This window comes from Novosphingobium sp. KA1 (assembly GCF_017309955.1).
Taxonomy (GTDB): Bacteria; Pseudomonadota; Alphaproteobacteria; order Sphingomonadales; family Sphingomonadaceae; genus Novosphingobium.
Map to the genome: position 1 here is coordinate 2,752,283 of NZ_CP021247.1, position 20,220 is coordinate 2,772,502.

A 20,220-nucleotide genomic window follows, 5' to 3' on the forward strand; every position below is an offset into this window, starting at 1 on the left:
TGCGGTGCGGCGCATTTCCCAATAGGCGCTTATAGGCGCTTATCGCCGAGTCATTGCTGCAGGCTGCGGACAAAGAAGGCCGAGAGACGGCGCGTCACGTAGTCGATCGGGCCGGTCGAGCGGCCCACGGTGTGCTCGCCGCCGGGCACGACGAGAAGGTCGAAATCCTTGTCCGCCTTCACCAGTGCGTTCACCACCTGCATCGTCGAGGCGGGATCGACGTTGCTGTCCTGCTCGCCCACGATCAGGAACAGCTTGCCCTGCAGCCGGGCGGCATTGTCCACGCCCGAGGCATCGGCATAGCTCTTGTCGACCGGCCAGCCGAGCCACTGCTCGTTCCAGCTGATCTTGTCCATGCGGTTGTCGTAGCAGCCCGCCATGGCGACACCGGCCTTGTAGAAATCGCCGTGGAACAACAGCGCGTTGAGCGTCGACTGCCCGCCCGCCGAGGCGCCGTAGATGCCGACGCGGCTGATGTCGTAGGACGGGTCCCTGGCGGCCATGGCCTTGTGCCAGAGGATGCGGTCCGGGAAGCCGGAATCCTGCAGGTTCTTCCAGGCGACGTCCTGGAATGCCTTCGAACGGTTGGCGGTGCCCATGCCGTCGATCTGCACGACGATGAAGCCGAGGTCGGCCAGCGCCTGCATGCCGATCACCTTGTCGCCGCCCGAATGGTAACCGAAGGGCCAGAAGGTCTTGGGAACGAAGCTGTCGTGCGGGCCGGCGTAGATGTTCTCGATCACCGGGTACTTCTTTGCCGGATCGTAGTCATGCGGGCGCACGACGAGGCCCCAGATGTCGCTCTTGCCGTCGCGGCCCTTGGCGGTGAACACTTCGGGAGCGTGGAAACCGGCGGCGGTGAGGCGGCTGATGTCGCCCCTGGTGATTGTCGCCACCACGGCGCCGTCGCTGCTGCGGTGCAGTTCGCTGACGGTGGGCATGTCCACGCGCGAGTAGGTATCGACGTAGAACTGCATGTCGGGCGAGAAGCGGGCGGTGTGGTCGGCGCGCTCGGGCGTCAGCGGCGTCAGGTTCCGACCGTCGAAATCGATGCGGTAATAGTGGCGGAAATAGGGGTCTTCGCCCGCGTTCATGCCGCTGGCGGCGAACCAGATCTGGCGCTTCGTGTCGTCCACCTTGACCACTTCGCGCACGACCCAGTTGCCGGTGGTGATGCGGTTCCTCACCTTCCCGGTCTTGCCGTCCATCAGGTAGAGGTGGTTCCAGCCGTCACGCTCGGAAGCCCAGATGATCTCGTTTCCGAGCCCGTTGACGTCATGCGCGAAGCGGCGGTCGGCGTAGAAAAAGGTCCTGGCGTCTTCGGTGACGGCGGCATGGGCCGCGCCGGTCTCGGCATCGACGGCGATGATCCGCGCCTGCCCGAAACCACGTTTGTCGTAGTCGAATTCCACGCTCTTGCCGTCCGCGCGCCAGCGGGGCTGCGAGAGCTGGTAGGGATTGGGGAACAGCGCGGGATCGACCACGGTCTGGCGCCGCGTTGCCACATCGAACAGCACCGGCTGCTCCTGATCGACGGCATCGCCGGGCTTGGGATAGAGCTGGCTGCGCAGGGCGGGCTGAAGCTGGCCACCGGGCGCGGCTTCCACGCGCAGCACGTGGCGGGCGAAGCCGGGACGCACGCGGTAGATCATCACATGGCGGCTATCGGGCGACCATTCGATGGTTTCGGGATCGTAGAAATTGCCCTCGGTGCCGTCGCTGCTGAGGCGCATGAGGTCTTTCGAACCAGCAGGACGGACGACGAGGTTGTTGTCCTCGACCAGGGCTTCCCACTTGCCGTCGGGCGAGAGGCGCGGGTGGTTGTCGGCGGGCACCGAAAGGTCGCGCACGACGCCAAAGCCGCGCGGGCGGCGCGGGTCGGCCTCTGGGGCGCAGTGATAGTCGGTGAGCGTGCAATTCCACCCGGCATAGTCGATGCCGAAACCGATCGACTGGCGATCTGGCCCCCACGAGAACTGGTCGAACGGCAGGCGCAGCGGATCGATCGTCTCGCCCATCGCTTCGCCGAGCGCCCTGGCGAGCTTCTGCTGGTCGAAGGCCGGGGTCTTTGCCCGCGTGGGCATGTCATAAGTCTCGAACGCGAAGCCGCCTTCCACGGTCTTGCGGTAGGAGAAGGCGCTGCCGTCGGGCGTCCAGCTGGCCGGCCAGGCGATCTCGCGCGTCAGGTACTGCCAGTCCGCACGCAGCGATACCGAGCGGGCCATGTCCTCGGCGCTCGGCGCGGCAAGGGCGTGGACAGGGGCGAGCGACACCGCGCTCGCGGCCAGCAGAAGGGCCGCGCGGGCGTGACGGAGGGGAGCAAGCATGGATCGAAAAACCTCTGTGCGGATCGGCAGGACGCGGGGGAAGGCCCCGGCGCAATGCGCTCTTAGATATCGTATACGAAATTTACGCAGCGAGGCAATGCGGCACGGGTGCGATCAGGGAATCCAGCGGTAGTCCGGTTTGGCAGTGACTTCCGGCACGGGTGCGGCAAGGTCGGCGCCGTGCTTGGGGTCCTTGGTGGTTTCCTGATCGACGAAGCCGTAAAATACCCCGCGCGAGGCCGAGCCGCCGCGCTGTTCGACATCGCCGATGGTCTGGGCGGTGCCCGAAAGGACGATGCCTTTCTCGTACTCGCCGATGCCGAGCATGGCGGTCGCCGCGCGGGCGTGATCGCGCAGCACGGTATCGCCGCGCAGCACGGTCATGCCGGAAATCACTGCATTGTCCCGCACCTCGGCCTTGTCGAGCACGACCGCGTGGTCCTCGATCCGCGCATGGCCGGAGACGGTGCCGGAGATCACACGCGCATATGGGCCAACCCATGCCGTCTTCGCCACATCGGCGGCGGGGCCTACCCAGCCGCCGCCGTTCTTGTGGCGATGTCCGCCGGGGATCGGTGCGGGCGCGTCGGGCAGGGCGCCCTCCAGCTGCACCATCCATGGATAGCGGTAGATCGAATACCAGGGCTGGTCCCAGCGGATCTTCTGCATCTTGGAGGGCGTGGCCATGACCACCAGATAGAGCCCGCTATCGCCGGGCCGCACCGCGATCGAGGCCATGCCCCGTGCCCCGCGCTGGAGCGGGGTGTAGCGGCTCTTGCCGTCCGCGCCGACGGCCACCACGCCCCAGCGCCAGTCGGAAGCGGGCGGCGGGATCGTGTCGGGCTCGTCGGCAAGGCCGGGCAGCGCGGTGACGGCGCTGGCCTGCTGCACCACGCCGCGGAAGGTCACGCGCACTTCGCCGGCACCGGCATCGGGGTGGAGCTTCACCACGTTGTAGCCCCAGCGCTGGGGTGCGGCCATCTCGGGCACGGCGAAGCGGCGCCGGGCGGTATCGATCGGATCGAGCACGGTGGCCGAGAGGATGCCGGCGTCGGTGGTCTGGTCGTAGCTGCCGTAATTGCGGCGCAGGACCTCGCCCTGATCGCTGCCGTCGGGATTGGTGTAGTCCCAGTTGGCATTGTGCAGCGCCCAGTCGCCGAAAGTGTCGTTGAGCTGGTCCTGGGTCCATCCCATGTTGCGCTGGAGGACGCTGAAGGGATCTTCGGTGAGGCGCGCGGGATCGTCCTTGCCCGGCGCCTTGCGCCAGATGTCGTTGACCGCCTCGAAACCGTGGGTGTCCTTGAGATATTCGAAGAACTGCCAGTTGCAGTACCGCGTCCGGGTCGAGCCGTAATAGAGGTGGGGATACTGCTTGAGCAGCACCGAGCAGTGCGTGTTCTGGCGGAATTCCGGCAGTTGCACGGTCATCCAGTTGGCGTGGCTCTCGAACATCCAGCCGGTGAAGGGCGAATCCATCAGGCGGCCGGTCGCGGTCTGAAGCGCGTGGGTCAGCTCGTGGGCCAGCCCGAACCGGTCCTTGAGCGCACCCGGATCGATCCACATGCCCATGTGACCGAGCGAGTCCGCGCCGCCGCTGAGGCCATAACCCACGCCGATATAGGCATTGACCTTGAACTTCTGAGGCGAACCGCAATGTGGGGTGGGAAAGCGCAGGGTGCCGAGGAAATAGCTCCAGACATATTCGAGATGCGCGGCGGCGGCCTTGGCCACTTCCGGTTCCACCGTGCCCGGCTTCCAGTGCAGCGCGAAGTGGGCGCTTTCCATCTGGAGGGGCAGGGCGGAATTGGCGGCGTCCGACGGATCGGTCGCCGCGACTTTCCATTCCCCGGCTACGCAGGCCGCACTCGGTGTGGAGCCGGTAGCCGGGGAGGCAGCCATCGCCGCGGACGGAAGGGCCGCTCCAGGGACGGAGAGCGCCAGCGCCGATGCCTGCAGGAAAGTCTTCATCGTCAGCTGTCCTTTATCAGCGGGGAGTCAGCGTGACGGTGGTGGCTGCAGCGGTGAGCGGGATGGCGTAGCCGTCGCGGTCCGCCGTGCCGGTGTCGGTCGTGTACGTGCGGCCGCCAGCGGTGGTGGTCTCGAACAGCAGGCGCGCGGCCGGATTGGTGGCGCTGGCCGGATCGAGCGTGAGGGTGACCTTGCCGGTCTTGCTGTCATAGTCGGCGCTCGTGATGCGGCCGGCTTCCAGCGTGATCCAGAGGCCTGCGGGCGCCACGAACAGGCGGCGGCGGGCGCCGTCCTTGGGGGCGAGGCTTACGGTGCTGCCCTTGGTGGTGAGGTCGCCGCCGAAGCCGATCCAGCCGAACTGCGGGTCGTTGACCATGTAGCTCGCCGCGGTGATCGCATGGCCGTAGAAGCCCATGCCGTAGTCGCCGGTGATTGCATCCCACTTCATCATGTCCGGCCAGGAGTGGAACGCGGCCGAGCCGAAGCCCTTCTGGTCGATGTTGGTGACCCCGCCCATCATGCCGCCGTAAGCGACGCGCAGCAGGTGCAGGTCGGTGGGGTTCTGGCGATAGGCGTCGAACAGCGGCACCGCGTTGAGCGCGGAGCCATAGTGGTGGATCTGCCGCTCGATGCGCGAAACCTTGCCGCCGTAGAGGAAGTCCCAATAACGACGGGCATTGCCGTTATAGCCCCAGCTGGGGATCGTGGGATCGTAGCCGAGGATAACCTCTCGCGTCTCATCCGCCTGCGGCTGGAAGCCGAAGTAGCGCATCCAGGCATAGACTTCGGGCTGGCCGGTGGAATCCCAGGCCATCTCGCTGCCGAACGGATACTTCATCGAACGCCAGTGATCGGCGCGCTTCTTCATCAGGCCTTCCATCTCGGTGGCCTCTGCGGTCATGCCTTCGCGCTTCAGGTCCTTCAGGATGTCGACAAAGACGTCGCCTTCCATCTGGCCGAACTCGGCATAATAGGGCGCATCGCGCATCATCGCGACGGTCGTGCGGTAGGCCCACTCAAGGTAGAACTTCCAGTCGTGCTGCTTGACCAGCCCGGCATTGTCGCGGGCCAGGCGGTAGAGCACCCAGTGGCCGATGGCGACGTGCGGATAGTTGTAGGAGCGGCCGAGATCGCCGGCATCCTTCTTCGACCACGCGGTCCAGTTCTTCCAGTTGATCTTGGGATCGTAGTAGTTCGGGAACTCGACCGGATCGTAATAGAAGATGCTCTTCTTGACGGCACCGGCCTGCGGGCCGTCCTTCACCTGCAGGGTGCCCAGCACGGTCTCGTTGACGAGGCGTTCCAGCTTGGCGACTTCTTCCGGGCTGGGATTGTCGAGCTGCTTCATCATCGCTGCGACCCACGAACCGGCGCCGCCTTCGTCGCTCATGCCCGAAACCCAGACGCGGCCGTCTTGCGTCAGGATCTTGTTGTCCTCCCGGTCGTAGGAGAGGATCGCGGGGCTGCGGTGGAAGGGATCGCCCTTACCTTCGAACCACTGGTCGGTGGTGGTGAAGTGGCCGATGTCGGCCATGACCTGATCGAGCGGCTTGGTGATGTAGTAGCTGACGGTCTGCTTCTGCCCGTCCGCATACGTCACCGTCAGGCGCGCCTGACCCCAGCCGCTGGCCTTGATCTGGTAGCGGGCCCAGCCGCTTCCGCTCTTTTCCGAGGTGGCGGTGAGTGAACCTTCAGGGAAGGATTCGATCTTCGCGACCTTGCTCGGCGTCTTCAGGAACAGGCTGGCCGTCTGGTCGGTCGGCACGACATAGCCGGGAATGCCGACCGCGACCGGGCGCTTCTGGGCGACCAGCGTATCCTCGATCGCGCGGATGCTCGGCGCGGTCACGAAGCGCAGGCCGATCGTGCGGCTTTCGCCGGGAGCCAGCGTGATGCTGGTCGGCTCGTTCCACTGCTGGCCGGCCTTGGCCCATTCCTTCTCGGCAAAGCCCTTGCTGGCGACGGTCCAGTCGTAGAAGCCTTCGGAGACCTGCGTGCGGGGGCTCTTGTCGGTGAAGATGTCGCCGTTACGGGCAGCGCGCGCCTCGGCAATCGGGCGATAGGCTTCGAGCGGGGTGCCCTTCTCGGGCAGCACCAGCAGCGCCGGGCCTTCGCCGTTCAGACGCGTGACCTGCAGATAGCCCGCATCGCGGCCGATATAGGGATCGACGAAGCTCGCCTGCGCGTGGGCGGAATCGAGGTCGCGGTCGAGGATGATGTTGTCGAACACCATCGGCATGCCGAGGCCGCCGATCTCGACGGCAGCGCTGCTGGTGTTGACCAGCGTGAAGCGCAGCGCGAGCACGCCGTCCTCGTTCACCCAGCGGCGCTCGACGCGCAGCGGGATTCCGGCTCCCATCGAGGCGGTGATGTCGGCGGCGGCGAGCACGCCCTTGCCGCCCGCCAGCGCCGCGATCTGCTTGCGGGCATGGGCGGAGGAGAAGTCCTGCCAATCGGAACCGGCGGTTTTCAGGCGGATGTGAATGTCGCCGATGTGGACATAGCCGTCGGCCGCACGCTCGGCCTCACGGCCCGCGGGCACGAAGTCGAACGCGGCATTGCCCTTGGGCGAGAGGTGGGCAAGCGTCTGCGTATCCGCGCGCAGCGCCAGATCGAAGGCCGGGGTCTGCATCTCGGTCTTCTGGATCGGCGGATAGACCGGCTTCGGTTTCTCCGCTTCCTGTGCCTGCGCCGCCGCCATCGGCAGCGTAGCGGGCACCGGCGCCAGCACCAGCGCGATCAGGGGGAGGGGCTTCAGAAGACGCTTCATGTCAAATCCTCGCGGGTGTCTTAACGGGCCAGAGCGACTGCCGGTGCGGCAGGCTTCACGGGGCCGAGCGGCGGCGGTGTCTCGCCGAGCAGGTAAAGGGTGAAATAGTCACGCAGCTTCTTCCAGAAGAAGGGCTGGTAGACGTTGTGCGTGGCATTGGGCACGACCACCATGTCGACATCGCGCCCGGCATCGATCAGCGCTTTGGCAAGACGGAAGCTTTCGGTGACCGGCACGTTGTCGTCGATGTCGCCGTGGACGAGCAGCAGGTGGCCTTTGAGCTGGTTGGCCACCGCCATGTTCGAATTGCGCTCCCAGGTCGCCGCGTCGGCCTCGCCCATCGAGACTTCCGGCCACCAGGTCTTGTCGAGCCGGAGGTCGTGGTTGCCCGAGGCGGAGACGCCGACCTTGAAGAAGTCGGGACGGCGCAGCACGAAGCGCGCGGTGTCGTAGCCGCCCGCCGATCCGCCGAACACGCCGACGCGGCTGACGTCCATGTAGGGGTACTTGGCGGCCATCTGGCGGATCAGCGCGATGTGATCGTCCAGCCCCACTTCGCCGAGGTTCTGGTAGGCGGGCAGGCGGAAGGCCTGACCGCGCCGCGAGGTGCCGGTGCCGTCGATCATCACGACAACCGCGCCGATCTGCGCGACGCTGTTGCCGGGCACGCGCAGCGCCATGCCCCAGGTGGAGGGCACCTGGGTGGTGGTCGGGCCGGTGTAGACGTTGTCGATCACCGGATAGCTGCGCTTCGGATCGAAGTGCGCGGGGCGATAGATCATGCCGTAGATCGGCGTCTTGCCGTCCGCCGCCACGCCCTTGAAGGGTTCGGGCGGAGTGTAGCCGGCTGCCAGCAGGCGGCTGTCGTCGGCCTTGGCGAGGTCCATCACGATCCGGCCGGTCGCGCCGTCGCGCAGCACCGCGCGGGTGGGCGTCGTCGGGCTCGACATCTGGTCGACGATCCACTTGCCGTCGGGCGAGACTTGCGCATCGTGGTCGAGCGGTTCGGGTGTCAGTTCGGTCAGGGAGCCGCCGTTCAGCGAGACCCGGTAGAGCGCGCGCCAGTAGGGATTGCGCGCCGCCTCGCGCCCGACGCCGGTGACGATGAGCGAGGACTTGTCCTCGGCCACATTGTCCACCGAGAGGACTTCCCAGTCGCCGGTGGTCAGCGCCTTGCCGCCGTCCGGGTTGTCCGGCGTGACGAGATAGAGCTGCGCCCAGCCGCTGCGCTCCGAGATCGACAGTTCGCCGCCGAGTTCCGGCGCAGGGAAAATCATCGAGGAGGTGACGGTGATGACCGGCTTCACCGCCTCATGCGCGACGATTTTCGCGGCGCCGGTCGCCGGGTCGGCCACATAGACGGCCTGCTGGCGATAGCCGCGCTCGGTCCACTGCATGCGCGGCTTGCCGTCCACCCAGTTCATGTCGGGCGGGGAGGGGTAGAGGATCGATTCCGAAGGCATCAGGACCGGCACGACCCGGGCCTTGCCGCTCTTCAGGGCCGCCTGCACATCGACCACCAGGCGTGTCGCCTGCGGCAGCTTTTCCGCGCCCGCCAGCGGGTAGATGTACGAGAAACTGCGCGGATAGAAACTGCCCGGCGGGTTCTGCTGGGTGATCGAAAGCTTCTTCACATCGCGCGTGTCGAGCCGCCATGTCAGCAGATAGCGCCCGTCGGGCGACCATGCGCCGGTGACGGGCATCGCCGGTTCCTCGGTCCCTTCGCGCAGGATCTGCGAAAGTTCGGGGATCGAGCGGCCATAGGGCTGCTCGCGGGTGCCGTCGGTGGTCAGCGCCACTTCGCGGCCCGAGGCCACGTCGACGGCGTAAAGATTGTATCCGCGCGCGACGATCCTGGTCTTGCCATCGGGCGAGGGGAGGTCAAGCTGCGGGGCTTCCGGCGCGACCTTCTCGGCTTTGCCGGCCGCGTTCAGGCGCCAGTGCCCGTCAAGCGCATCGAAGGCGATGGCGCCGTGCTCGGCGTCGTAGCCGATGTCGGCGAGCCGGGCTTCGTCGAGGGAGATGGTCCGGCCGTTTGCCTCGGACAGGGCCGCAAGCAGGCTTGCGGTCGTCGCCACTTCACGCACCTGCTTCGTGGCAAGGTCGAGCAGCAGGAAGCGCTGGTCCTTGCGGTTGCCGGTGCGGTAGAACAGCGCGTTTCCAGCGAATTGCGGTGCGACATTGGCATTGTCGATGAGGTCGCCGATGCCTGCGCCAAGGAAGGCATCCGCCGTCTGGTAGCGCTCGGCAATGCTGGGCGGCGCGGATTGCGTCGCCACGGTCAATGCCTGCCGTGCCTGTGCGGCGGGCTGGAAGGCCATGGCGGCTCCAAGCGCAAGCAGGCTTACCGCAGCCGGTTTTTTCAGTACGGAGAGGAGTGGACGGGAAATCAAGGAGGTGCTCATGACATGGTCCCATCGCTTGTCTTCGGAAAGATGCATGGGTTCTTGACGTCCCCGACGGAAAGGGTCAAGAAAAAATTATACGATATATGATCTGAGCATTTCAGGAATGCTACGATCCAGTCGCCGGGATGATCCAGATGACCGCAACTCCTTCTGCCGAAACCGCCCTTCCGCTGGTCAGCGAGCGGCTTCACCATGCGGTGGCGCGCCGACTGGCGATGGCGATCGTCGGCGGCGAACTTCCCGCCGGCCACGTGTTCCCGGCGGAAGTGGAACACGCCGAGCGGCTGGGCGTGTCACGGTCAGTGCTGCGCGAGGCGTTCCGCGTGCTGACGTCCAAGGGCATGGTCAGCAGCCGGCCCAAGGCGGGCACCCGCGTCAACGCGCGCAAGAGCTGGAACCTGCTCGATCCCGATGTGCTGGCCTGGCAGATACAATGCGGTGCCAGTGACGAGTTCCTGCGCGACCTGTTCGAGCTGCGGCTGGTCGTCGAGCCGCAGGCAGCGGAAATGGCGGCACTGCGCCGTGACGAGCGGCAACTCACCGACATGGCCAATGCGCTGGAGACGATGGAGCGCTGTACGCTGGCCACCGACAAGGGCCGCTCGGCCGACATCCGCTTTCACGAACTGGTGCTGGAGGCAACGCGCAACGAACTGATGCAGGCGCTGTCCACCTCGATCTCTACCGCCATCGCCTCGACCACCGCGATCAAGAGCCGCGTGCAGGACTCCCCGCGCGACCCGATGCCCGAGCACCACGCGCTCTACCGCTGCATTGCCGAGGGCAACGCGAAGCAGGCGCGCAAGGCGATGGTTGCACTGATCGATCTTGCCCACTCGGACACCCGCGTCGCGCTTCGGCGCTGAAGGCTAACGCTTCGACGGGGTTGACTCGGGAGCGTCTAACCCTATCAATAACCGTATACGATATTCGATAGGAGTTTCCGGTGATGAAGGCCAATCGGCGCGAATGGATGACTGGCGTGGCGGCGCTGGCCATCAGCTCAATCCCTCTCAAGGGCTTCGCGGCTGTCATCGCCCCCAAGCTTCCGATCAAGGCGAAGCCGCTGCCGCTGAGCGACGTGCGGCTGACCGCTTCGGACTATGCGACGGCGGTGGAAGTCAATGTCGACTACCTGATGTCGCTCAGCCCGGACCGCTTCCTGCACAATTTCCGCAAGTACGCGGGGCTTGAGCCCAAGGCGCCGATCTATGGCGGCTGGGAATCGGACACCATCGCCGGCCACACGCTTGGCCACTACATGACCGCGCTGGTCCTGGCCTGGCAGCAGACCGGCAATCCCGAATGTCGCCGCCGCGCGGACTATATCGTTGACGAGCTGGCGCTCTGCCAGGCGCAGCGCAGCGATGGCTATATCGGCGCGCTCGGCCGCAAGACCAAGGACGGCAAGGTCGTCGATGGTCAGGAAATCTTCCCCGAAGTCATGCGCGGGGAGATCAAGTCGGGCGGGTTCGACCTCAACGGATCGTGGTCGCCGCTCTACACCGTGCACAAGTATTTCGCTGGTCTGCTCGATATTCATGCGGCCTGGGGCAATGCCAAGGCGCTGGAAGTCGTCATCGGCCTGGGCGGCTACTTCGAGAAGGTCTTTGCCGCGCTCGACGACAAGCAGATGCAGGAACTGCTGGGCTGCGAATATGGCGGTCTCAACGAAAGCTATGCCGAGCTCTACGCCCAGACCGGCGATCTGCGCTGGCTGAAGGTGGCTGAGCGCATCTACGACAAGCGCGTGCTCGATCCGCTGGTGGCGCAGGAAGACAAGCTCGCCAACTTCCACGCCAATACGCAGGTGCCCAAGCTGATCGGTCTGGCCCGCATCCACGAGCTGACCGGCAAGGACGAGCCGGGCCGCGCCGCCCGCTTCTTCTGGGAACGCGTGACCCAGCACCACAGCTACGTGATCGGCGGCAATGCCGACCGCGAATACTTCTTCGAGCCTGACAATATCGCGCTGCACCTCACGGAATCGACCTGTGAGCACTGCAACACCTACAACATGCTGAAGCTGACCCGTCAGCTCTACTCGTGGCAGCCGGACGGGGCGCTGTTCGACTATTACGAGCGGGCGCACCTCAACCACGTGATGTCGGCGCAGAACCCGCATACCGGCGGTTTCACCTACATGACGCCGATGATGAGCGGTGCCCCGCGCGGCTATTCGCAGCCGGGCGAGGAAGCCTTCTGGTGCTGCGTCGGCTCGGGCATGGAAAGCCATTCGAAGCATGGCGATTCCATCTACTGGCAGGGTGATGACACCCTGTTCGTCAACCTCTTCATCCCGTCGAAGGCGGAGTGGAAGGCCAAGGGCGTGGCGCTGACGCTGGCCACCGAATATCCCTTCAAGCCCGAAGTGGGCGTGACGCTGGACGCGGTGAAGAACGGCAAGTTCACCGTGGCACTGCGTATTCCGGGCTGGGCCAATGGCCGCGCACTCGTTGCCGTCAACGGTGCGCCGGTTCCGGCCAATGCGGTCAATGGCTATGCCGTGATCGACCGCCGCTGGAAGAAGGGCGACACGATTGCGCTCACCCTGCCGCTCGACCTGCGGTTCGAGGCCGCCGCCGGTTCGAAGGACGTGGTGGCCGTGCTGCGCGGCCCGCTGGTCATGGCGGCGGACCTCGGCCCGGCCGAGATGGAGTTCACCGGCGTCGAGCCGGCGATGGTGGGCGACAATCCGCTGTCCGCCTTCGCGCCGATCGTCTCGGATCGTCCGCGCTTCCAGACCAAGGGCGTGACCCGTCCGGGCGACCTCAACTTCGTGCCGTTCTACAGCCAGTACGACCGCCGCAGCGCCGTCTACTTCAAGCGCTTCAGCGAAGCCGGCTGGAAGAGCGAGGAAGCCTCGTTCCTGGCCGAGCAGGCGCGCCAGAAGGATATCGCGGCCCGCTCGATCGACGTCATGCACCTGGGCGAAATGCAGCCCGAGCGCGACCACAACCTGACCTCGGAAATCTCCTATCCGGTCTCCTATCGTGGCCGGAACGGGCGCGATGCCCGCTCGGGCGGCTTCATCGAGTTCACGATGAAGGTGAAGCCCGGCCCGCTGCTGCTGCAGGCGACGTATTGGGGCAGCGAGCGTTCGCGCGTGTTCGACATCTTTGTCGACGGCACCAAGGTCGTCACCCAGAAGCTCGACAACGATACGCCGGGCAAGTTCATGGATGTCGACTATGCGCTTCCCGAGGCGCTGACCAAGGGCAAGAGCGAGGTCAAGGTCCGCATCGTGCCGCATGACCGCAGCTCGGCAGGTCCGATCTTCGGCATGCGCCTGTTCACGGCCAAGCCTGCTGCTTCGAAGTGAGTGAGAACATAATGACTGCTACCGGCGAAATCGCCTTCTCGCTGGAGGAGGCGGACGCCTTCGCCCGCAAGGTTCTGGTCGCTTGCGGGCTGGCTGCGGACCATGCGGCAGCCGTGGCGCAGACGATGGTTTCGGGCGAGCGTGACGGCTGCACCTCGCACGGGCTCTATCGTCTGCTCGTCGCCGCCAACTCGGTGGCGCGCGGCGTGGTGGTGCCCGATGCGGTGCCCGAAGTGAGCGAACCGGCCAAGGCGCTGGTCAAGGTGGACGGCAAGGGCGGCTTTGCCCAGCTTCCCTTCGAGCGCGGCATGCCGCTGCTGGTGGAGAAGGTCCGGACTTACGGCATCGCCGCCATGGCGCTGAACAACGTGGTTCACTTCGCCGCGCTCTGGCCCGAGGTCGAGGCGCTGGCCGAGCAGGGCCTCGTCGCGCTGGCCTTCACGCCCAGCCACGCCTGGGTCGCGCCCGAGGGCGGTACCAAGCCGGTCTTCGGCACCAACCCCATCGCGTTCGGCTGGCCGCGTCCGGCCCATCCTGACGGAAGGAACCGCGCGCCCTTCGTGTTCGACTTCGCCACCAGCGCTGTGGCGCGCGGCGAGATCGAACTGCACCGCCGCGCGGGCAAGGCGATCCCGCCGGACTGGGGTTATGACGCCGATGGCCGTCCTTCCACCGATGCCAAGGCCGTGCTCGACGGTGCGATGCGTACCTTTGGTTCGCACAAGGGATCGGCGCTGGCGGCCATGGTCGAGTTGCTGGCCGGGCCGCTGATCGGCGACATGACCAGCGCGGAATCGCTTGCCGCTGACGAGGGGCGCGGCGGCTCGCCCATCGGCGGTGAACTGATCGTTGTCATCGATCCCGCGGGCTTCCTGGGTGACAGCCTGGACGAATACCTGAAGCGCGCCGAGACCATGTTCGAAACCATCGAAGGGCAGGGCGCCCGGCTTCCCGGTTCGCGCCGTCTGCTCGCCCGTGCCCGTTCGCAAGTGGAAGGCGTGCGCATCCCCGCGCAGCTCCACGCCGACATTCTCGAAATTCTCGAAAGGGGAAATTGACGTGAAGACTACGCTTGGCCGCGCGCTGCTGCTGGCAGGTGCGGCGGTTGCCGCGACGATTGCCGTCTCTGCCGTGGCGGCTCCGGCTGCCCAGACCGCGCCGAAAACCTCTGGAGCCCAGACCCCGGACGAAGCTTTCGAAGCGATCTACACCGCCGAATACGCCTGGCGTCTCCAGCAGAGCGGCCCCAGCGAGGATGGTCCCAAGAGCGAGCGCCTCGCGCTTCCCGACGTCGGCGTAAAGGCGCAGACCGCGCGTCTTGCGGCCTGGCAAAAGGTCGAAAAGCAGCTCGCCGCGATCGACGTCGCCAGGCTGTCGCCCGAAAACCGCATCAACTTCGCGGTCTACAAGGGCCAGATCGACGCCTTTGTCGCATCCCAGCGTTACCGCGATTACGAAAAGCCCTTCAACGCCGACACCAGCTTCTGGGGCGAACTGGCCGACTGGGCCCGCTCGCCGCTGCGCGACCAGCAGAGCGCCGAAGACTTCGTCGAAATGCTGCGCAAGATCCCGCGCTATTACGACCAGCAGATCGACAACATGCGCGCGGGCCTGAAGCGCGGCTTCTCCGCCCCGCAAGTCACGCTGATCGGGCGTGACAAGGGCATCGAACTCGTGGTCGACGCCAAGACGCCCGAGGATTCGCCGTTCTACGAACCGTTCAGGAAGCTGCCCTCGACGATCCCGGCCGCCGAGCAGGAAAAGCTGCGCGCCGAAGCTCGCGCCGCGATCACCGGCAGCGTCGTGCCAGCACACGCCAAGCTGCTCGCCTTCATGCGCGGCGAGTACGAGAAACAGGCCCGCAAGACGCTCGCCGCCTATGCGCTGCCGGACGGCAAGGCCTACTATCAGTCGAAGATTTCCGAGTTCGTCACGCTCGACAAGTCGCCGGAGGAGATCCACCAGATCGGCCTCAGCGAAATGGCGCGCATCCGCTCGCAAATGAACGAGGTGATGCAGCAGGTCGGTTTCAAGGGCGATCTCAAGGCGTTCCTGCACTTCCTGCGCACCGATCCGCAGTTCTATCCCAAGACGCCGAACGAGCTGCTCTATCGCGCCGCGTGGATCGCCAAGACTTTCGACGGCAAGGCCTCGCAGTTCTTCGGCCACCTGCCGCGCAGCCGCTTCGCCATCAAGCCGGTGCCGGATGACGTGGCGCCGTTCTACACCGGCGGGCGCGGTGGTCCGGGCATCTACCTCGTCAACACCTACGACCTGCCGAGCCGTCCGTTCTACTCGCAGATCGCGCTGACCCTGCACGAGAGTGCGCCGGGCCACGCGATGCAGATGCCGCTCGCCGCCGAGAACAAGGACCTGCCGGCCTTCCGCCGCGATACCTATCTCTCCGCCTATGGCGAGGGCTGGGCGCTCTATTGCGAGGCGCTGGGCGAGGACATGGGCATGTACGAGACGCCCTACGACCGCTTCGGCATGCTCAGCTATCAGGCCTGGCGCGCCTCGCGCCTCGTCGTCGATACCGGCATCCACGCCAAGGGCTGGACCCGCGAGCAGGCGCAGCAGTACTTGCGCGACAATACCGCACTGTCCGATCACGAGATCGAGACCGAGGTGGACCGCTACATTTCCTGGCCGGGACAGGCGCTGTCCTACTACATGGGCCAGCTGGCCTTCGTGGATGCGCGCAAGAAGGCGGAAACCGCGCTGGGTCCCAAGTTCAACATCCGCGCCTTCCACGATGCCGTGCTGGCGCTGGGCGCGGTGCCGCTGCCGGTGATCGACAGCCGCGTCGATCAGCTGATCAAGGACGGCGGGAAGGGGCCTTATCCCGATGAGGAATAGTCTCAAGCTGGCTCTGGCGGCCGGCGCGTTCGCGTCCGGCGCCCCGGTATCCGTCTCTGCGCAGCAGGCGCCCACGGCGCGTGAACTGACGGTTCCGGGCAACCCCATCCTCGCCGACGGGGATTACTACTCCACCGATCCCGCGCCGTTCGTGGCGGACGGCCAGCTCTGGATCCTGGCCGGTCGCGACGAGGCGGCTCCGGACGTCAACGACTTCATCATGCCCGAGTGGCAATTGCTCAAGACGGCCGATCCCGCCTCGGGCAAGTGGACGCATTATCCCGCGATCCTGAAGCCCGAAAACGTCTTCGCATGGGCCGAGCCTGCCCGCGCCTATGCCGGGCAGATCATTCAGGGGCCCGATAAGCGCTACTACCTCTATGCCCCGGTGCTGGAGAAGAACAGCGACGCGAAGGACCGCTTCGCCATTGGCGTGGCGGTGGCGGACAGCCCGCTCGGCCCTTGGCGCGATGCGCATCCTTCGGGCCCGATCATCTCGCAGAAAGTGCCGGTCGCCAACGACATCCAGAATATCGATCCGACCACGATGATCGACGACGATGGCCGGGTCTATATCTACTGGGGCACGTTCGGCCAGATGCGCGGGATGGAACTCGCGCGCGACATGATCACGCCCAAGGGACCGGAGCTGGAGATGAAGGGGCTCACCGGCTTCTTCGAAGCGCCGTGGATCATGAAGCGCAAGGGCACCTATTACATGCTCTACGCCGGCAACAGGGCGGGCCCGACTTCGGACTGCACACCCGCCGTCTACCACGCCTGCATCGCCTATGGCACCGCGCCCTCGCCGATGGGGCCGTGGACCTATCGCGGCGTGGTGCTGAAGCCGGTGTCCTCGACGACCTCGCACTCCGGGGCGGTGGAGTTCAAGGGGCAGTGGTATCTCGCCTATCACACGGCCGATGCGAAAGGCGGCGGCCATTTCCGCCGCAGCGTCGCGCTCGACAAGATGGAATGGGACGACAGCGTCTCGCCCGCGCGCATCCTGCCGGTGGTGCCGACCCTGCGTCCGCAGCCGCCGCTGGCGCCCAGTCGCAACATCGCGCGCTCGGCATGGGCGACCGCGTCCAACGATCCGGTGCCGGTACAGTTCTGGATCAAGTCGCTCAACGACGGCGTGGTAAAGGAAGCTCCGCTGCCGCCCGACATGTGGGGTAGCTGGTCGCCGGACAATCCGCCCAGCCAGTGGATCGAGTATCGCTGGGACCAGCCGGTCACGATCGACGGCTCGCGTATCCGCTTCTGGAACGACCAGCCTGCCGGTTCCGGCGTCGGGGTGGCGCCGCCCGCGAAATGGCATCTTGAATACTGGAGCGGCAAGAAGGGCTGGAAGCCGGTTCCGGGCGCCAGCGCCTATGGCACGGCGACGGACGCCTTCCAGGAGGTCGCATTCCCGAAAGTGACGACGCGCTGCTTGCGCGCGGTCATGGAGGCTTCCGGCGACGGCAAGACCCATGCGGCGCTGGCCGTGCAGGAATGGGAGGTGCTGGCGCCCACGTCGCAGCCGGTTGTCCCGCGCCGGGAGGATGGCGAGCCGACCTGCCGCTGATCGGCGGCATCTGCGGATTTCACGAATATGTCTCGAATGGGGCGCAAGTCATGGGCTTGCGCCCTTTTTCACGTTTGCATTCCATAAGTTTCATCAATTCGGATTACTCAGACAAAAAATCACAAACCCTGTCACAAACGCCTTGACACGTTTTTGAAATCGTAGGACGTATACGATATAAATATGACATCCGGAGAGACCGGCGTCGGGGATCAGAACAGGGGGTTTTGCATGCATTTCTCAGGTATTTTGAAGCTATCGACCGCACTTACGTCGGTGATCACGATCGGCGTGGCCGCACCGGCAATGGCGCAGGACAAGACCAAGACGGAATCCGAATTGTCGGACCAGGCTGAACCCAAGACCGACATCGTCGTCACCGGTGTTCGCGGCGCTGTCGTGGCCGCGACGGATACCAAGAAAAAGTCCAAGCAGATCGTGGACTCGGTCGTTGCCGAAGACGCGGGCAAGCTTCCGGACAACAACGTTGTCGACGCGCTGGCGCGCGTCACCGGCGTGCAGATCGATCGTGCGCGCGGACAGGGCCAAAGTCTGACGATCCGCGGTCTCGCCGAAGTCCAGACCACGGTGAACGGCAACAACACCAACCTGGGCGACGGTCGCTCCTTGAACCTCGCGGACATTCCGGCTGAACTGCTCAAGCAGGTCGACGTCTACAAGACGCGTACCGCCGATCAGGTCGAGGGTGGCATTGCCGGTACCGTCAACGTCGAACTGCGCCGCCCGTTTGATCTCAAGAAGGGGCTGACGGTCGCAGGCAGCGTTCGCGGCTCCTACGACGACATTTCGGAAAAGGTCAGCCCTTACGGCAGCCTTCTGCTGGCGGACCGTTTCGACACCGGCATCGGCGAGATCGGTTTCCTGGTGAACGCCTCGTACACCAAGACGAACTACCGCGAGAACTATATCGAGAGCGAGTCGCCCTTCGAGGTCGATCTCGCCGATGGTTCGCAGGTCGTCATTCCCTATCGCGCCTACTACGGCATCGAGCAGGGCAACGTGAAGCGGCCTTCGATCAACGCGGTGCTGCAGTGGCGGGCCAGCGACAAGCTCGATTTCGTTCTTGAGGGTGGCTACCTCGGATCGCGCGAGAAGCGTTCGGTCGAGCGCCTCTATGTGCAGGACATGCCTTTCGTGGGGTCGCTGAGCAACATCGTCCTGATGCCGGATGGCCGTACGGTGAAGTCAGCTACCTACACCAATGCAACCGGCATTCCTGCGGGTATCGATACCCAGTACAATAACTTCCACTCGAACCTGTATACGACAAACTTCGAGACGCATTTCAATTCCGGTATCATGCACCTCAATGCCAGTGCTCAGTATAACTGGTCTAATGAGGGTAATTACTTCGTCGAAACCATCATTCGTCCCGGCACGCTGACATCGGCTAACATTGATTTCGCGTCGAACGTCTACAGCAAGGGCGCTCCCTCGATCTCGTTCAACGGCGTCGATCTTTCCGATATTTCGAAGTATGTCGTCGACCGCTTCCAGGACAACCATGGTGGTTCGAAGAACAAGGAATTCTCCGCCCAGGCTGACCTGACGCTGGACATCATGCCCGATGGCCTGCTGCGCAGCCTCCAGGTGGGTGGCCGCTTCAACCGCCGCGTGACGAGCCGTTATTACGGCTATCGTGACGGCTTTCCGCGCGTGAACGGTACCTATGCGCCGCTCAGCACGTTCCCGGGCTTCGATTCGGCTTCGCTGGTCGGGCCCGACATCGGCGGTTCTTCGACCGAATGGTATCGCATCCCGGGTTCGGTCGTGATGTCCAACATCGATGCTATCCGCGAGTACATCCAGCAGTACGATCCGGCCAACGCGACCCGTTTCTCCAGCGTCTACCCGCCGAGCGATAACGGTCAGACCTTCAATTCGACCGAGCACAACTTCGCGGCATATATTCAGGGGAACTATGCATTCGACATCGGCTCGATCAAGGTCGATGGTATTGCCGGCGTGCGATACACGAATACCTGGGGCAAGTCGGTCAGCTATAATTACCGTCCCGGCGACGCAACCAATGGCTACCAGGATATCGTTCAGCTCTCGCCAGGCTTCGGAAACTACTTCGATCTGCTGCCGAGTTTTTCATCGATCATCCACTTCAACCCCAAGACCCAATTGCGCTTGTCATACACGACCAATGTCTCGCGTCCTGGCTTCTATGACATGCGTCCGTTCTACTATGCGGAAACCCGCGGAACATCGCCAGTCGTCTATGCGGGTAACCCGAACCTGAAGGCGCAGCGAGAGCATTCGTTCGACGCGAGCGCGGAATACTACTTCGGTCGCGGTGGTCAGATCTCGGTTGCCGGGTATTACAAGAAGGCATCCGGCTTCCTGTACTACAGCCGTGAAGAAGCCTCCGCCAGCGAACTGGCAGGCTACGGTATCGATCTGTCGCAGTATGCTTCGGGTGTCGGGTACGTCGAGCAGTTGCGCAATGCGGGCGACGGCACGTTCATCGGCATGGAAGGCACGGTTCAGTCGTTCTTCGACTTCCTGCCGGGCATTCTCAAGAACTTCGGCGCCAGCCTGAACGCCAGCCACATCTTCAAGGCGCGGATCGAATATCCCTATCCTGAAGATTTCCCGGGCGCGTTCGATTCGCCGAATACCTCCAAGTGGACCGCGAACGCGACGCTGTTCTACGATACGCCGCAGTTCAGCGCCCGTGTCGCCTACAACTATCGCTCGTCGTACCGCATGGGCATCTGGACGACCAATCCGGAATACTCGCCCTATCAGGGCAGCACGTCGAAGCTGGATGCGGCGATCAACTATACCCCAGTCGCGTTCATGACGCTCTCGCTCGAGGCTTCCAACATCCTCGGCAACGACGTCTATCGTTACCATGGCAGCCAGGAACTCCTGCCGCTCGGCGTCCGCACGCTGGCGCGGACGGTGCAGGGCAGCGTTCGTTTCCGCTTCTGATCGGGTAGCGGAAGAACGCGCGAAACAGGACA

The 20,220-nt window shown here is 64.8% G+C and carries 10 protein-coding genes; 6 read left to right on the plus strand and 4 right to left on the minus strand.

The annotated features are described in order from the left end of the window. Positions 1-50 precede the first annotated feature (50 nt). From CA833_RS13245 to CA833_RS13260, 4 genes are all read right to left on the minus strand, one after another. Positions 51-2,327 carry a DPP IV N-terminal domain-containing protein gene (locus tag CA833_RS13245; protein WP_207078281.1) on the minus strand — a complete coding sequence of 759 codons (2,277 nt, stop codon included), beginning with the start codon at positions 2,325-2,327 and terminating at the stop codon, positions 51-53. A 114-nt stretch (positions 2,328-2,441) separates the two neighbouring features. Beyond that, positions 2,442-4,295: an Svx/AvrXca family virulence/avirulence protein gene (locus CA833_RS13250; RefSeq protein WP_207078282.1), complete on the minus strand. Its 1,854-nt coding sequence runs from the start codon at positions 4,293-4,295 to the stop codon at positions 2,442-2,444. Positions 4,296-4,311: 16 nt separating this feature from the next. Continuing rightward, positions 4,312-7,065 carry a DUF5695 domain-containing protein gene (locus CA833_RS13255; protein ID WP_207078283.1) on the minus strand — a complete coding sequence of 918 codons (2,754 nt, stop codon included), beginning with the start codon at positions 7,063-7,065 and terminating at the stop codon, positions 4,312-4,314. Between the two features lie 20 nt (positions 7,066-7,085). Continuing rightward, positions 7,086-9,386, minus strand: a complete 2,301-nt coding sequence (locus tag CA833_RS13260) for a DPP IV N-terminal domain-containing protein (RefSeq protein ID WP_207078284.1) — start codon at positions 9,384-9,386, stop codon at positions 7,086-7,088. A 221-nt stretch (positions 9,387-9,607) separates the two neighbouring features. Here CA833_RS13260 and CA833_RS13265 point away from each other — a divergent pair, with 221 nt between their 5' ends. The 6 genes from CA833_RS13265 to CA833_RS13290 all read left to right on the plus strand — a co-directional run bounded on the left by CA833_RS13265 (position 9,608) and on the right by CA833_RS13290 (position 20,188). Continuing rightward, the gene (locus tag CA833_RS13265) at positions 9,608-10,339 is read left to right on the plus strand and encodes a FadR/GntR family transcriptional regulator (RefSeq protein ID WP_207078285.1); all 732 of its coding nucleotides are present in this window, start codon (positions 9,608-9,610) and stop codon (positions 10,337-10,339) included. A gap of 83 nt (positions 10,340-10,422) precedes the next feature. Then, positions 10,423-12,795, plus strand: coding sequence for a glycoside hydrolase family 127 protein (locus tag CA833_RS13270; protein WP_242526095.1), 2,373 nt, complete (start codon positions 10,423-10,425; stop codon positions 12,793-12,795). 11 nt (positions 12,796-12,806) lie between these two features. Next, a complete protein-coding gene (locus tag CA833_RS13275) occupies positions 12,807-13,853 on the plus strand; it encodes an Ldh family oxidoreductase (protein WP_207078286.1) in 1,047 nt (348 codons plus the stop codon). 1 nt (position 13,854) lies between these two features. Beyond that, positions 13,855-15,654 (plus strand): DUF885 family protein, encoded by a 1,800-nt coding sequence (locus tag CA833_RS13280; RefSeq protein WP_242526096.1) that lies wholly within the window; start codon positions 13,855-13,857, stop codon positions 15,652-15,654. Further along, entirely contained in the window at positions 15,644-17,224 is a 1,581-nt protein-coding gene (locus CA833_RS13285; RefSeq protein WP_207078287.1) for a family 43 glycosylhydrolase, read from the plus strand. The genes CA833_RS13280 and CA833_RS13285 overlap by 11 nt, the downstream gene beginning before the upstream one ends. 249 nt (positions 17,225-17,473) lie before the next feature. After that, the gene (locus tag CA833_RS13290) at positions 17,474-20,188 is read left to right on the plus strand and encodes a TonB-dependent receptor (RefSeq protein WP_207078288.1); all 2,715 of its coding nucleotides are present in this window, start codon (positions 17,474-17,476) and stop codon (positions 20,186-20,188) included. Positions 20,189-20,220: the final 32 nt, after the last annotated feature.